This window comes from Mycobacterium sp., assembly GCF_049647605.1.
GTDB lineage: Bacteria > Actinomycetota > Actinomycetes > Mycobacteriales > Mycobacteriaceae > Mycobacterium.
In genome coordinates, this window is the sequence record NZ_JBARXZ010000046.1 from 61,351 (window position 1) to 75,119 (window position 13,769).

Genomic DNA, 13,769 nt, shown 5'->3' on the forward strand with positions numbered 1-13,769 from the left:
TCAGTTCTCTTCGAGCTGGTGCGGGTAGCGGTGGTCGGTGGGCGGCACGAAGGTCTCCTTGATGGTGCGGGCAGAGGCCCAGCGCAGCAGATTCTGGGCTGAACCCGCCTTGTCGTTGGTGCCCGAGGCCCGCGCCCCGCCGAACGGCTGCTGCCCGACGACGGCGCCGGTGGGCTTGTCATTGATGTAGAAGTTTCCTGCGGTGAAGCGAAGTGCGTTGGTGGCCTTGTCGATCGCCGCTCGGTCATCGGCGATGACAGACCCGGTCAATGCGTAATCCGAGCCGCCATCGACGACGGTCAGGATGTCGTCGTATGCCGAGGGGCGGGAGTCGTCGTAGACGTGGACGGCCAGGATGGGGCCGAAGTACTCGGTGCGGAACGCGTCATCACCCGGGTCGTCGCCGAGTAGCAGTGTGGGGTCGACGAAGTAGCCCACGCTGTCGTCGGAGCGACCGCCGACGGCGACGGTGAGGCCGGCGGTGGACTTGGCGCGGGCGATCGCCGCGGTGTTGCGGTCGAATGATTTCTTGTCGATGACGGCGCCGCCGAAATTGCTGAAATCAGTGACGTCACCGTAGTTCAGCGCATGTGTCTTCTCGATCAGATCGTCGCCCATCCGGGCCCACACCGAAGCGGGAATGAAGGCCCGTGAGGCTGCCGAGCACTTCTGTCCCTGGTAGTCGAAAGCACCGCGGATCAGTGCCGTGGTCAGCACTTCGGGATCGGCCGAGGAGTGGGCGAGGACAAAATCCTTACCGCCGGTCTCCCCGACCAAGCGGGGATAACTGCGGTAGGAACCGATCCGGTCGCCGACCTGCTGCCACAGCTGCTGGAAAGTCGCGGTGGAGCCGGTGAAGTGGATACCGGCGAGCCCGGAATCGGCCAGCACCGTCTTCGACACCGCGGCGCCGGCGCCGTACACCAGGTTGACAACACCGGGCGGCAGACCGGCGGCCTCGAGCAGCAGCATGGTCCAGTAGGCCGCAACGGCCTGTGTCTCTGAGGGTTTCCAGATGACGGTGTTGCCCATCAGGGCCGGGGCGGTGGGCAGGTTGCCGGCGATGGCGGTGAAGTTGAACGGGGTGATCGCGTAGACGAAGCCCTCGAGGGGGCGGTACTCGACCTTGTTCCAGACACCAGGACTGGAGATCGGCTGATCGGCCATGATCTGGCGGGCGAAATGGACATTGAACCGCCAGAAGTCGATCAACTCGCAGGCGGCGTCGATCTCGGCCTGATAGGCAGTTTTCGACTGGCCGAGCATCGTTGCCGCAGAGAGGGTTTCGCGCCAGGGTCCGGACAGGAGATCGGCGGCCCGGAGGAACACGGCGGCGCGCTCATCGAAGGGGAGATCGCGCCACTGCGGCGCGGCGGCCGTGGCGGCGTCGATGGCTGCGGCGACATCCTCGTGGCCAGCGTTGGTGAAGGTTCCCAGGACGGCTGCGTGCCGGTGCGGCTGCAGCACGTTGACCAAGGCTCCCGCGCTGCGGCGGTGCTCGCCACCGATGACATGGTGGATCTCGGTCGGATTGTCGGCGAGCTCGACGAGCTTGGTCTGCAACCGGCTGCGCTCGGGACTGCCCGGAGCGAAGGTGCCCACGGGCTCGTTGACCGGGGTCGGTGTGGTGGTGATGGCGTCCATGTGAACGACTCCTCGGACATTCAGGCGGCCAGCGCGCCGCGAACCGGGTGATCGCCAGTCAACACCCACCGACCCGGTGATCAATCAGCCAATCGCACAAACGCAGGTTTAGTTCGTTGTACAGTTCGCCAAGTGAGCGACTTCGGCGATCACGGTGTCGATGACAACTCCGAAGCCGAGGGTGTCCAGGTTCCGGGGCGACTGACGCTGCGCGAGCTGATGACCGCCCTGGACACGGCGGTGGTCGAGCTCGTCGAGGCACCGGCCGGTGATGTCGTTCCGGTGGGGTCGGCCGCACTGGTGGACGCCGTCGACCTGGCGGCCGAGGTGACGCCGCCGACCCCGCTACCCGATGTGTATGTGCTGGTCGGAGTCTCGGAAACCGAGACCATCCGGTGGCTGGACGGGGTAGCCGACCGCAACGCCCGCCAGCGCCCCGCCGCGGTGATGACCAAGGTCGCCGAGTCCGGCGGCGTGCGAGTGGCCGCACGGCGGGCCGGCGTCGCGTTGGCCGCGGTGCACCCGAAAGCCCGCTGGGATCACGTGTTCGGCCTGGTGCTGCACATCCTGTCGCGTGCCCAACGGTCCACCGGCAGCCCCGCCGACGACGCCGGGCTGCTCCGTGCCGACACCGATCTCTTCGATCTCGCCCAGGCGGTGGCCGTCAACGCCGGCGGCATGGTGTCCATCGAGGACGCGCAGTCCAAGGTGCTGGCCTACTCCGCGTCCGACGACTCGGCCGACGAACTGCGGATGCTGTCCATCCTGGGAAGGGAAGGGCCGCATGAATATCTGCGAGTGCTGCAGAAGTGGGGGGTGTTCGACCGGATCCGGGAAACCGGCGATGTTGTCGATGTGCCCGCCCACGACGAGCTTGGGATCCGCCGTCGGTTGGTGGTCGGGATCCGGGCGCAACGGGCCCCGTCTTCGGCTCGCGGGCTCCTCGGCTCGATCTGGTTGCAGCAGGGGGCGACAACATTGCATCCCGATGCGGCCGAGGTGCTCCGCGGTGCCTCGGCGGTGGCCGCGCGGCTGATCTCACGGGCGATACACGCACCCACCACCGAAGGTGTGTTGGTCCAGCGGCTCTTCGGCGCGTACGGCGGGGGAGTCGACATCCCCACCGTCGCTGCAGCATTGGACATCGACTCCCACGGGCCGTCCGCTGTGGTGGGGTTTGCCCTGCAGCATGGCGACGCCGGAGGCGAGGGGGATCTTGCCGCCCTCGGCAGCTTACTCAGGCTGCACGCCAGTTCATTTCGTCACGATGCGGTGACAACGATCATCGGTGGCCGGGCCTACGTGTTGTTCCCGCAGTACCGGACACCGCACGGAGTGGCCACCTGGGCGCGCCAGTTCGTCGACCAACTCGAGAAGAAACGCTCGCTGGTGGTGCGGGCGGCGATCGTCTCTCCGCTGGCGGATCTGGCCCGGGTCGCCGTGGCACGCGCCGAGGTGGACCGAGTTCTGGACGCCACGGCGATCACCTTCCCGGAAGACCGGGTGAGCACCCTGGCCGAGTCGCTCACCAGGGTGCTGCTGGGGGAGATCCTCGAACTCATCGGGCGGCACCCCGAGCTCACCGACCCGAGACTGCAGGCGCTCGAGGACTACGACAGTGATCACGGCGCATGGTTGCGGGCAAGTGTGCATGCCTACCTGCAGGCACACGGTGATGTGCGACAAGCCGCGGCGGCCGTCAACGTCCACCCCAACACGTTGCGCTACCGACTGCGCCGGGTGGAGGAACTCCTCGGAATCAGTCTCGCGGACCAGGCCGACCGGCTGTTGCTGGAGCTGCAACTGGCGGTTGCCGAGCGCCACCCCCCGGCCTGACCTGCGAAACCTCGCGCTAGCCGAACGCGCGACTGTACTGCGGTGGGTAACCGAGGGTGGCGCCCAGCTGGTCGGCGGCCTGCCGGATCCAGGCCGGGTTGCGCAGGAGCGCCCGGCCCAGGAACACCGCATCGGCCTGTTCTCCGGCGATGAGGTCGTCGGCTTGGCTTGCCTCGGTGATCAGACCTACTGCACTGGTGGGGATCTCGACCTCTTTGCGAATCCGGGCGGCAAACGGAACCTGATAGCCGGGGCCCACCGGAATCTGGGCATCCGGTGCCGAACCGCCGGTCGAGACATCCATCAGGTCCACGCCGAGAGCCTTGAGCCGCTGTGCCAGCACCACGGTGTCGGCGACCGTCCACCCCGGCCGCTTGTCGTCGGTGTCACCGCCGAGCCAGTCGGTGGCCGACGCCCGGAAGAACAGCGGAAGCTCGGCCGGCCAGTTGTGTCGCACGGCGGCAACAACTTCGAGGGCAAACCTGAGGCGGTTCTCCAATGTGCCGCCGTAGTGGTCGGTACGGGTGTTCGAGTACGGCGACAGGAACTGGTGGATGAGATAGCCGTGTGCGCCGTGCAGTTCGAGCACCTGGAATCCGGCCGCGGCGGCGCGGCGGGTCGACGCGGCAAAAGCTTCGACGATCTCGGCGATCTCGGAGAGGGTCAAGGCGTCCGGTGCGGGGAGCCGGCCGAACGGCTCCACGCTGGGGCCGACGGTGGGCCAGCGGACCCCGTCCGCGTCGTCCCACGGTCGTCCGGTGGAGCCTTTACGGCCGGCGTGCACCAATTGGATTCCCGGCACCGAGCCCGCGGCGGTCACACATTCGATGATCCGGCGAAAGCCGTTGGCCTGCTGCTCACTCCACAGGCCGAGGTCGTAGACGCTGCTGCGTCCCACCGGGGCGACGGCGGTGGCCTCCACCATCACCAGTGCCGCGCCGGCCACGGCGCGCGAGCCCAGGTGCTGCAGGTGCCAGTCGGTGGGAGAGCCCTCCTGAGACCCGGACGGCACGCCGGAGAACTGCATCATCGGTGACATCCAGGCTCGGTGCGCAAAAGTCACCGCGCGCAGGGTCAGTGGAGTGAACAGGTGGGCCACGGTCAGCTCCGGCCCAGGGGGAGCGGGGCGTTGTTGCTGTCGAGGTGTTCGACGGTGGAGAAGACCAGTTCGGTGTCGCCGATGTTCTCGATATCGTGCAGCAGGTACTCCCCGGGACCGAAATGGAAGTGCCGGGTCTCGCCGGCCTGGTAGGACACCTCGCGGACGGTGCCGTCGTGGGTGTGCTGACGACTGCGCCCGGCGTTGACCGCGGTCCAGAAGTAGTCCAGGACATGGCGATGCGCGTGCCAGCGTTCGCCGGGGGCGAGCCGGATCTCCCACACTCGGACCCGGGAGTTCTCGCTGAGCAGCCGGGAGCCGACTTCGCCGTCGAGTGCGTGTTCGGTGAACTCGCTCTTGAGCCAGTCCGGCCAGCCCTCGAAGTCGGTGGCGACCAGATCGCCCGCCAGCGGGAGATCTGTCAGGAAGTTGTTGTCGGTCATGGTTTTTCCTTTCGGGTTAGTTGCCGGGTCCGTACAGGCCGAATCGCAGGTCCGGATCACCCGGTGTCCAGGTGTTGTGGAATTGGGAGCGTTCGCCCATTGCGACGACCCGGCGCAGCAGAGAGTCGCTCAGCTGCAGTTGGGCCGGTTCCCATTTGGTCAGAGCCGCGGCGATGTCCCCACCGGCCTCGTCGAGAGCCGCTGCCAATGCCCAGCCGTCGGCGGCGGCTTTTGCGGTACCGGCCGCCGCGTGTGGCCGCGACGCGCAGGCGGCATCACCGATCAGGGCCACTCGACCGTGAGCCATCCGGGTGGCGCGAACATCGGAGAGGACCTGCAGATAGGGCTGCGCGGTGGCGGTGACCACCTCGGCCACTGCGGGGGCCAGCAGTGCCGCTGCGTCCGCTTTCATCTCGGCGACGTAGCGGTCCTGGACCTGCCCGGGATGTACGGATACCGTGCCCGGGAATCCCCGCTTGTCGATCAGCATTTCGGTGAGATCCGGCCCGGCCGGCACGTTGCGATACCAGACGTAGTTCATCAGTCTGTCGTCCAGCGCGAGGCTGCCCTCACCGGGGATCGGATACATGGTGATGTGGGAGTGCGGGATGACGTCATAGGTGATGGCATCGGTCAGGACGTCGCGAGCCGTGGTGCTGAGTTCACGCAGGGCCACCGTGCCGCGCCAGCCGATGTAACCGGCGTAGCGCAGACTAGCTGCCGCGTCGAAGCGTTCGCGGGCCACCGAGGTGACGCCATCGGCGAACACCACCAGATCGGCGGTGGCAGTGGTGCCGCTGACAAAACGGATGGTCGCGCCGGAGTCGGTCTGCTCGAAACCGCAGGCGTACTCGCCGTAGTGGTAGTGCTCGTCGCCGAAATCTGCGAGCAAGGCCCGGTAGAAGGTGCCCCACGACGTGTAGGTCCAGGTGCACTGCTCCCGGAACACCACTTCGCCGGTGCGGTCCAGGTACTGGACGAAGTTGGTGGAGGTGCTCAGGTCGTCGAGGCTCTGGCTGCTGCGTTCGGTGAACCAGCGAACGGTGTCTGGTTGCAGGACGATTCCGCTGCCCCGACCGTCGAGTGCGGTCGGCGTCCGCTCGTAGACGTCCACGGTGAAGCCGAGGTCGCGCAGCAGCAGCGCGGTGGTGAGGCCCCCGATCGAACCGCCGATGACGATGGCGGAGGCTTGGCTGTAAACGCTCACGACGGGCTCTTCTCGTTGTGGGGAGCGGTGGTTGATTCCGTGATGGGGTCGGCAGGCAGTGGTTGTCCTCGGGTCTCGCGGGCGAAAGCGAGTCCGATCACCGCGACCAGGCCCAGCGCGGCGACCGAGGCGGTGGCCAGCCCGAGATTGCCGCCGAACCACGAGGTGGCGATGGCGCCGGCGGTGAGCGGGCCCAGTGCCGTCACGAACCGGCCGAAACTGTTGCATGTGGCCAATGCGGTGGCACGCACACTGGGCGGGAACAACTCGGGGCCGTAGATGAAGGTCCCCGACAATGCTCCGAAGAGACCAAAACCGAGGAACGGCATGGCGATCAGCAGCTCGGTGTAGCTGCGCTCGAAGGGGAACGCCCAGGCAACCGAGGTCGCCGACACCGCGAAGCTCACCATGAAACACTTACGGCGTCCGATCGCGTCGGCCAGGAATCCCCAGGACGCGTAGCCGATGATGCCGCCGGCGTTGAATGCCATCGCCGCCATCGCCACCCGGTGATCGGCCATCTCGCGCGGCAGACCCTCCAGGGCGCTCAGACCACGAATGATCTGCGGGTACCAGGTGCTGACACTCCAGAACGCGATCAGCGCGCCGGTGGCCAGCGTGGTGCAGACCAGCATCGGGTGCAGCAGTGGGGGTGCAAACAGTCGGCGGAGCACAAACCGGTCTCCAGAGTTGATGGCGCCGTCGCGTTTCCGGTTGCGGCGGGCCGCCATGACGGCTTCGACCTCCGGTGGCTCGGGGACATAGCGGCGGATGAACCACACCAGCAGTGCGGGCAGTCCGGCCAGCAGCAGCATCGGCCGCCAGCCGTACTGCCCCAGCAGCGCGTAGGCCAAAGCCGCGGCGAAGAAGCCGCCGGCGTAGCCCGCCATCATGATGCCGCCGGCCCGGGCGCGGTAACGGTTGCGCCAGGTTTCGGCGATCAGAGCCGCGCCCACCGGCGCCTCCACCCCTGAGCCGACGCCCGCGATGAAACGCAACAGGCCCAGCTGCCACCAGGTTTCAGAGAAAGCGGCCAGCGCGCTGAAGACGGCATAGGTGAGGATTCCCACGGACAGCACCTTGGTGCGGCCGAAGTAGTCGGCCAGCATGCCGAACAGGATGCCGCCGACGGCCCAGCCGAGCAGGAACAGCGCTACCGTCAGTCCGCCGTAGTAACCGATGGCCGCGGAGTCGACGTCGATTCCGCTGTTGGGCAGCAGTTCTCCCATGGTGGGGCCCAGCACCAGGATGTAGAGGCTGGCGGCGAAGCCGTCCAGTCCCCAACCCAGCGTGGTGCCGGCCAGCACCAGCCACTGGATTCGGGTGATCTCGGTGCGCCACCCGGTGTTCGGTGCGGCGTTCATCAGTTCAGCCGTCCCTGCTCGCGGCCGCCGTACCAGTCGACGGGATCGACGGCGGTCCGCACCACGATGGTCTTGATCCAGGAGAAGTCGTCGAACGATTCCGCCCCGGCGTCCTTGCCGGTGCCGGATTCCTTGACCCCGCCCCAGGGCAGCGACGGTTCGAGCCGATGGTGGTCGTTGATCCAGACCATGCCGGCGACGATGCGACCGGCGACGCGGTGTGCGCGGCCGATGTCGAGGGTCCATACCCCGGCACCGAGGCCGTAGCGGTTGTCGTTGGCCTTCCGAATGGCGTCCTCTTCGTCGTCGAACGGCAGGACGACGGCGACCGGTCCAAAGATTTCCTCGAGGGCCACGGTCATGTCGATGGAGGCATCCGCCAACACCGTCGGCTGCAGAAAGAAGCCGTCCTGCAAAGCATCCGGCAGCTCGGGCACACCGCCACCGGCGATGAGCCGGGCCCCTTCGGCAACCCCGACGTTGATCAGGTCACGCACCTTGTCGCGTTGTCGGGCGCTGATCAGGGGGCCCATCTGGGTGTCGGGTGCGGTGGGGTCACCGATCCGGATGGCGCGGGCGCGCATCGACAGGGCGGCGACGAAGGCGTCGTAGACGCCCCGCTGCACCAGGAACCGGGAGCCGGCGACACACGACTGACCGGCGGCGACAAACGCGGCGAAGGCGGCCCCTTCGGCTGCCGCCACCGGGTCGACGTCATCGAACACCACCACCGGGGTCTTGCCGCCGAGTTCGGTGGTGACCCGGGCGAATCGGGCGGCGGTTGCCAGCGCGGCCGATCGCCCCGCCTCGGTGCTGCCGGTGAGGGTGATCTTGGCGATGTCGGGGTGATCGGTGAGTCGGGCGCCGGCCTCCCGGGCTCCGGTGACCACGTTGAGGACGCCACTGGGCAGCCCGGCGCCGGCCATGATGTCGGCCAGCGCGAGGGTGGTCAGCGGAGTCAGCTCGGAGGGCTTGACCACGACGGTGTTGCCGTTGGCGAGCGCCGCGGACACGCTGCGACCCAGGATCAGCAGGGGATGGTTGAACGGGGTGATGATGCCGCACACCCCCAGCGGCAGTCGCTGCTGGTAGATCAGGTGTGGGCCGTCAGAGGGCAGGACGGCGGGGCGTTGTGCCGCCAGCAGGCCGGCGTTGTAGCGAAACCATTCCGGTACCCGCGACAGCTGGGCGCGGGTCTCGGTGATCGGGCGCCCGTTGTTGAGTGCTTCGAGGGTGTACAGCCGCTCGGCGTCGGCTTCGATGGCGTCGGCGATGCGCAGCAGCGTCCGGGCCCGTTCGCTGCGGGTCATCGCCGGCCATGGACCGGTTTCGAAGGCTGCCTTCGCGGTGGCGACGGCTGCGTCGACGGCAGCGGCGCCCCCTTCGGGAACGGTGTCGATCACCGCGCCGGTGGCGGGATTGATGATGGCGCGCTGTCCCACCGCGGCGGTGGCGACGTCATCGGCGACCTGGGTCATGAGTGCTGTCCTTCCTTGAGGTGAGAGCGGAACTCACGGGGCATGCCTATGAGTGTCGTCACAGCGGAAGGCAGTATTCAATGTTCAAAAAGACACTATTCGGCCGAATTCTATGTCTCAGGCGACACTGAGTCCGTCCCTTTCCCAGGTGATGTGCCCCGGCCGGGGCGTCAGTGGGTCAGCGACGCGGCGGTAGCGGGGAGCGAGTCGGCGCCTTGTCGGACGCCAGCTTGAGGCCGACGGTGCCGGCCACGATCCCGGTCAGGAAGACGATCCTCCACACCGAGGCAACCTCATCGCCGGTCAGGATTGCGTAGGCCACCGTGAGGGCGGCTCCGAGGCCGCTCCACACGGCGTAAGCGGTGCCGATGGGAATGCGTTTGGCCGCATATGCCAAACCGACCATGCTGATGGCGAACGTCACGACAAACACCACGGTGGGCACCACCATGCTCAAGCCCTGGGTGTATCCCAGCGCGGTCGCCCACACGGCCTCGAACACCGCACTCAGGATGAGGACTATCCAGGCCACGGTCAGCTCACCAACTTCAAACCGACGACGCTGCCGATCAGCAGTACCAGCATCAGTCCCTTGACCGCGGTCAACTGCTCGGTGCCCCGGAAGACACTCCACAGCACCGTCAACGACGCGCCGATACCCACCCAGACCGCATAGGCGGTGCCGGTGGGCAGGGTGGTCATGGCGTAGGCGAGCCCGGCGAGGCTGACGACAAGCGCCACGAAATAGACGATCACCGGACCTCGACGGCGCAAGCCGTCGGATGCGCCGAGCGCAACAGCCCACACGGCTTCGAAAACTCCGGCCAGAACGAGTACAAGCCACGCCACGACAATCACTCTCCAAGTGAGTCAGTCTTGTCGTAGGCGGGTACTGCTCCCTCGTCCGCGATCACCCGTTTTCGGGTGACCCGCCGTCAACGATACAAATCGACGATGCCGTTGTCACGCAGTGGTAACACATCTCACCGCCCAGCCGTGAAGGTCGCCGCAGCTCAACGACTTCCGATGAACGCCCAGCTGCCAACGCTGATCGACACCGCGACAGCCGCCCCCGCGATACCGACACCGGCGGCGATGAGGGCCAGCTCGCGCCATCCGAAAGTCGAAGTCCGCGCCCAGGTTCGGCTGGGAAAAGCCCCGAATCCCCGGGCCTCCATCGCGGTGGCGAGCTTGGACCCACGACGTAGCGCAAAAACCAGCAGGGCAAACGCCTGACCGAGGACCCGGCGCAGCCGGCCGTGGTCGGCGACGCCCCGGGCCCGGCGGGCATAGCCCAGGTACTGCCAGTCCTGGCGCAGCAGGCCGACGAGTCGTAACCCGGCCAGAGCTCCGATGACAAACCGGGCCGGCAGGCGCAGGACCTGGCCCAGCCCGTCTGCCAGCTCTGTCGGTTGCACATCGAGGAACAGCACCACCGAGGGCAACGCGATGGCCAGGACACGGAGGAACATGGCCACGGCCAGTTCGATCGAGCCGTCGCTGACATTGATCAGCAGGAAATGCCAGTGGACGGTGCCGCGGGACTCGCCGTAGAGAAGGTTGGTCACAGCGGTCAGCGCGGCAGCAACAGCGATCAGTGCGCCACGAACCAGGAAGGGCCGCAGCCGAACTCCGAGCGCCACGAACAGCGGGATCTCCAGCAACAACGCGGTGAGTGCCGAGACCCAGTCGACGCTGAGAACCAGGGCGAACGCGATCACGCCTGCCGTCATCAGCTTCGCGACGGGGTTGATGCCGACCGATCTCATCGAAGCTCGATCCGGTGGTCGGCGAGGAGGTCGACGAACTCGGCATCGTGGGTGACCGCCACGACAGCGGTTCCGTCGTCGGCGATTTCGGCGAGCAGGCCGACGAGTTCGGTCCAGGTGCGAAGATCCTGACCGAAGGTGGGTTCATCGAGAACGACGACGGCGGGCCGTGTTGTCAGGACGGTCGCCACCGACAGCCGGCGCTTCTCGCCGCCGGACAGGGTGTACGGGCTGCGATCCGCGAGGTGGGTGAGCCGCAGCCGGTCAAGCAAGGTATCCACCAGCGAATCGATCTGGGCCTGGCTCTGTTTGAGGGCCCTCGGGCCCAGAGCGATCTCGTCGCGGACCGTGGCGGCGAGGAATTGATGTTCCGGATCCTGGAAAACGCTGCCGATACGGGTGAGTAGCTCTTTGGATCGCCACCGGTCCGGCCGGCGATTCTTGGGAGACGGTGCCAGACCGGGTTCTGCGTCCAAGGTGCCGTCCCGAGGCGGCAGCAGCCCCCCGAGGGTCAATGCCAGCGTCGACTTGCCGGAGCCGTTGGGGCCGGTGACCGCGGTGATGCGGCCCCCGTCGATGGTGAAGTCGAGGTCGCCGCCCAACGCCGGACCGAACCGATACCCCACCGACAGATCGGTGGCCGTCAACAGTGGTGCGGTGGCCGCGGGCCGATGGCGATCGACGTGGGGGACGGGGGCGTCGGGCACCCAGATACCTGATCGGGCCAGGTGTTCACTCTCCTGGCGAACCGTCTGCTCCGCCTGCCCGTCGGCGACGATGCTCCCCTCGGCGCCCAGCACAACCACCCGATCGATGACCGGCAGCCACACCTTGGTGCGATGCTCGACGATCACCAGCGTGGCACCGGTCTGCTGTGCCGCCGCGGTCACGGCGTCGCGCACCTCGAGGACCCCGGCCGGATCGAGATTTGCGGTGGGTTCGTCCAACAGGATCAGCCCGGGGCTCATGGCCAGCACCCCGGCCAGCGCCAGCCGCTGCTTCTGTCCGCCCGAAAGCTGTGCCGTGTCGTGGTTGTTCGGCAAGTCCAAACCCACGGACCGCAACGCCTCCTGGACTCGCGGCCAGATCTTCTCGCGGGGGACGCCGAAGTTCTCCATCCCGAACGCCACGTCGTCGCCGACCCGGGACAGGATCACCTGCGAGTCCGGATCCTGGAGAACCATTCCGATGCGGGCCCGTCGTTGCGCGGGTGGGGCGCCGTCGACGAGCAGGCTTCCCGACTCCTGTCCCTCCTCGGAACCGCCGAGCAGTCCGGCAAGACCTTGCAGCAGGGTGGACTTTCCCGACCCGGACGGTCCGAGCAGGAGCACCCGCTGGCCCGGTTCGATCACCAGATCGAGATCGCTGAGCGCCCAATGGTTCTGGCCGGAATGCTGCCAGCCCCAGCCACGGGCGAGCACCTCGGCGCCGCCGGGCGCAGATGCTGACGCCGGCCTCATCGAGGGGTGGGACTCGCGATCCGGCCCGAGGCGAATCGGCTGAGCGCACCGGTCTTCGCCAGCGCCCGGACCACAAACCAGGACAGCACCCCGGCGATGACGGCGCCGGAGACCACCGCGCACCCGATGTAGATCACGGCGAAGGCCGTCGCCGCACCCGGATACCAGAGGATCAGGTCGTTGATGGCCAGCGCCAGCCCTGCGGCCGCTCCGGCGAGAGCGGCAACGGGCAGGTTCCACCGGCGGTACAGGAACACCGCAAACACCAGCTCGGCGCCCAGGCCCTGGACCAGACCGGACTCGATGGTCAGCACGCCCCACTGATTACCGACAAGCGCCGACACCGATGCGGCCACCATCTCGCCGTAGAGGGCCGCACCCGGTTTACGGATGACCAGCGCGGTCAGCACACCGGCAAAGAGCCAACCCCCACCGGCCAGTGCCTGCAGCCCCGGCAACAGGGCGCTCAACGGGGCGGTCACCGGATTGGAGGCCACGTTCCACAGGACGAAAACCAGACCGGCGGCCACCGCCAGCACACTCGCGACCACGATGTCGACAACGCGCCAGCGCAGCACAGGACGGGCGGAATTCACGTGCTTCTCCCTACGCCGGCATTACCCGGTCAGGTTCGTACGGTCGACAGCCGGTCAGCCGTCCTCTCAGCGCACTCGGTGTGCACTCCCGTGTGTGTTCGCGTCCAAGCTAGCAGGTGGGGTGGCCACGCTAGGCCGGGTGGTTGGGCACGAAGGCCCAGGCTCGCCCGGGTCCGGTGTCCGTCGCTAGGTAGTCGGCGGCCTCCCGGGGGCCGTCACTGGCCATGAGGAGCTCCTCCTGAGCGGCCCAGCGCTCCCAGTGCGGGCGGAAGGTGTCGCCGTCGCGCTGCATGGCCTGATGTTTGCGCACGTCATCGGGGGCGTCGACCCAGATCCCGATATCCGCCAGCGGGCGATTGCCGGCGGCCAGCGCACCGACACCTTCCAGGATCAGCCGCGCCCCGGGAGCCACGGTCCGCCACCCGGCGGGAGTGCCCGTCACCCAGTCCCACTGCTGCCACCGCCCGGGGTGACCCGCGGCGCGCGGCTGCAGCAGCGCGGTATGGACGTGGGCCGCAGCCCAGGCCAACCCGTCCCAGCCGGGGTAGATGTCGTCGAGGCGCACCACAGTGCTGGAATCCCAGCACTGTTGCAGGTGATCGGCCAGCGTGGATTTACCCGCCCCCGACCGCCCGTCGATCAACACCGTGGTGGATCCGGCGGCGAGGACCAGATGCACCAGGCCGTCCAGATCCACCGTCATAGCTGTCGATTATGGGTCTGTGTGCTGCCCGGCTTGCGGCAGGCTATGCTGGCCGACGTGATCATCGGCGCGCGCAGCTATTGGCGCTTTATCTGGGCTCCGGGTGGAGCCTTGGATAGAGCGCACTGAACTGCGCCACCGCCACCCGGAGCCCGAGCAGTGACCGATTC

General features: G+C 67.5%; 13 protein-coding genes and 1 riboswitch. Of the genes, 1 reads left to right on the forward strand and 12 read right to left on the reverse strand.

Annotated elements, in window-relative coordinates:
- Complete coding sequence (pruA, locus tag WBB07_RS06420) at window positions 1-1,644, reverse strand: L-glutamate gamma-semialdehyde dehydrogenase (protein WP_526305861.1); 1,644 nt, start codon at window positions 1,642-1,644, stop codon at window positions 1-3.
- Between the two features lie 219 nt (window positions 1,645-1,863).
- Here pruA and WBB07_RS06425 point away from each other — a divergent pair, with 219 nt between their 5' ends.
- Complete coding sequence (locus tag WBB07_RS06425; protein ID WP_526305936.1) at window positions 1,864-3,480, forward strand: PucR family transcriptional regulator; 1,617 nt, start codon at window positions 1,864-1,866, stop codon at window positions 3,478-3,480.
- Between the two features lie 16 nt (window positions 3,481-3,496).
- Here the strand turns inward: WBB07_RS06425 and WBB07_RS06430 are convergent, their stop codons facing one another.
- The 11 genes from WBB07_RS06430 to WBB07_RS06480 form a co-directional block, all read right to left on the reverse strand.
- Window positions 3,497-4,579: an NADH:flavin oxidoreductase/NADH oxidase gene (locus WBB07_RS06430; RefSeq protein WP_526305863.1), complete on the reverse strand. Its 1,083-nt coding sequence runs from the start codon at window positions 4,577-4,579 to the stop codon at window positions 3,497-3,499.
- A 2-nt stretch (window positions 4,580-4,581) separates the two neighbouring features.
- The gene (locus WBB07_RS06435; RefSeq protein WP_526305865.1) at window positions 4,582-5,022 is read right to left on the reverse strand and encodes a cupin domain-containing protein; all 441 of its coding nucleotides are present in this window, start codon (window positions 5,020-5,022) and stop codon (window positions 4,582-4,584) included.
- A 16-nt stretch (window positions 5,023-5,038) separates the two neighbouring features.
- A complete protein-coding gene (locus WBB07_RS06440) occupies window positions 5,039-6,229 on the reverse strand; it encodes an FAD-dependent oxidoreductase (protein ID WP_526305867.1) in 1,191 nt (396 codons plus the stop codon).
- Complete coding sequence (locus tag WBB07_RS06445; RefSeq protein WP_526305869.1) at window positions 6,226-7,593, reverse strand: MFS transporter; 1,368 nt, start codon at window positions 7,591-7,593, stop codon at window positions 6,226-6,228. The genes WBB07_RS06440 and WBB07_RS06445 overlap by 4 nt, the downstream gene beginning before the upstream one ends.
- The gene (locus WBB07_RS06450; RefSeq protein ID WP_526305871.1) at window positions 7,593-9,071 is read right to left on the reverse strand and encodes an aldehyde dehydrogenase family protein; all 1,479 of its coding nucleotides are present in this window, start codon (window positions 9,069-9,071) and stop codon (window positions 7,593-7,595) included. Before WBB07_RS06450 ends, WBB07_RS06445 begins: the two co-directional genes overlap by 1 nt.
- A 178-nt stretch (window positions 9,072-9,249) precedes the next feature.
- A complete protein-coding gene (locus tag WBB07_RS06455; protein WP_526305873.1) occupies window positions 9,250-9,603 on the reverse strand; it encodes a DMT family transporter in 354 nt (117 codons plus the stop codon).
- Window positions 9,604-9,605: 2 nt separating this feature from the next.
- Window positions 9,606-9,920: a DMT family transporter gene (locus WBB07_RS06460; protein ID WP_526305875.1), complete on the reverse strand. Its 315-nt coding sequence runs from the start codon at window positions 9,918-9,920 to the stop codon at window positions 9,606-9,608.
- A gap of 15 nt (window positions 9,921-9,935) precedes the next feature.
- A riboswitch (guanidine-III (ykkC-III) riboswitch) is annotated at window positions 9,936-10,002 on the reverse strand.
- 82 nt (window positions 10,003-10,084) lie between these two features.
- On the reverse strand, window positions 10,085-10,840 hold the full coding sequence (locus WBB07_RS06465; RefSeq protein ID WP_526305877.1) for an energy-coupling factor transporter transmembrane component T family protein: 756 nt from the start codon (window positions 10,838-10,840) through the stop codon (window positions 10,085-10,087).
- The gene (locus tag WBB07_RS06470; protein ID WP_526305879.1) at window positions 10,837-12,300 is read right to left on the reverse strand and encodes an ABC transporter ATP-binding protein; all 1,464 of its coding nucleotides are present in this window, start codon (window positions 12,298-12,300) and stop codon (window positions 10,837-10,839) included. The genes WBB07_RS06465 and WBB07_RS06470 overlap by 4 nt, the downstream gene beginning before the upstream one ends.
- Window positions 12,297-12,896: an ECF transporter S component gene (locus WBB07_RS06475; protein WP_526305881.1), complete on the reverse strand. Its 600-nt coding sequence runs from the start codon at window positions 12,894-12,896 to the stop codon at window positions 12,297-12,299. The genes WBB07_RS06470 and WBB07_RS06475 overlap by 4 nt, the downstream gene beginning before the upstream one ends.
- Window positions 12,897-13,026: 130 nt before the next feature.
- Entirely contained in the window at window positions 13,027-13,599 is a 573-nt protein-coding gene (locus WBB07_RS06480) for a uridine kinase family protein (RefSeq protein WP_526305883.1), read from the reverse strand.
- Window positions 13,600-13,769: the final 170 nt, after the last annotated feature.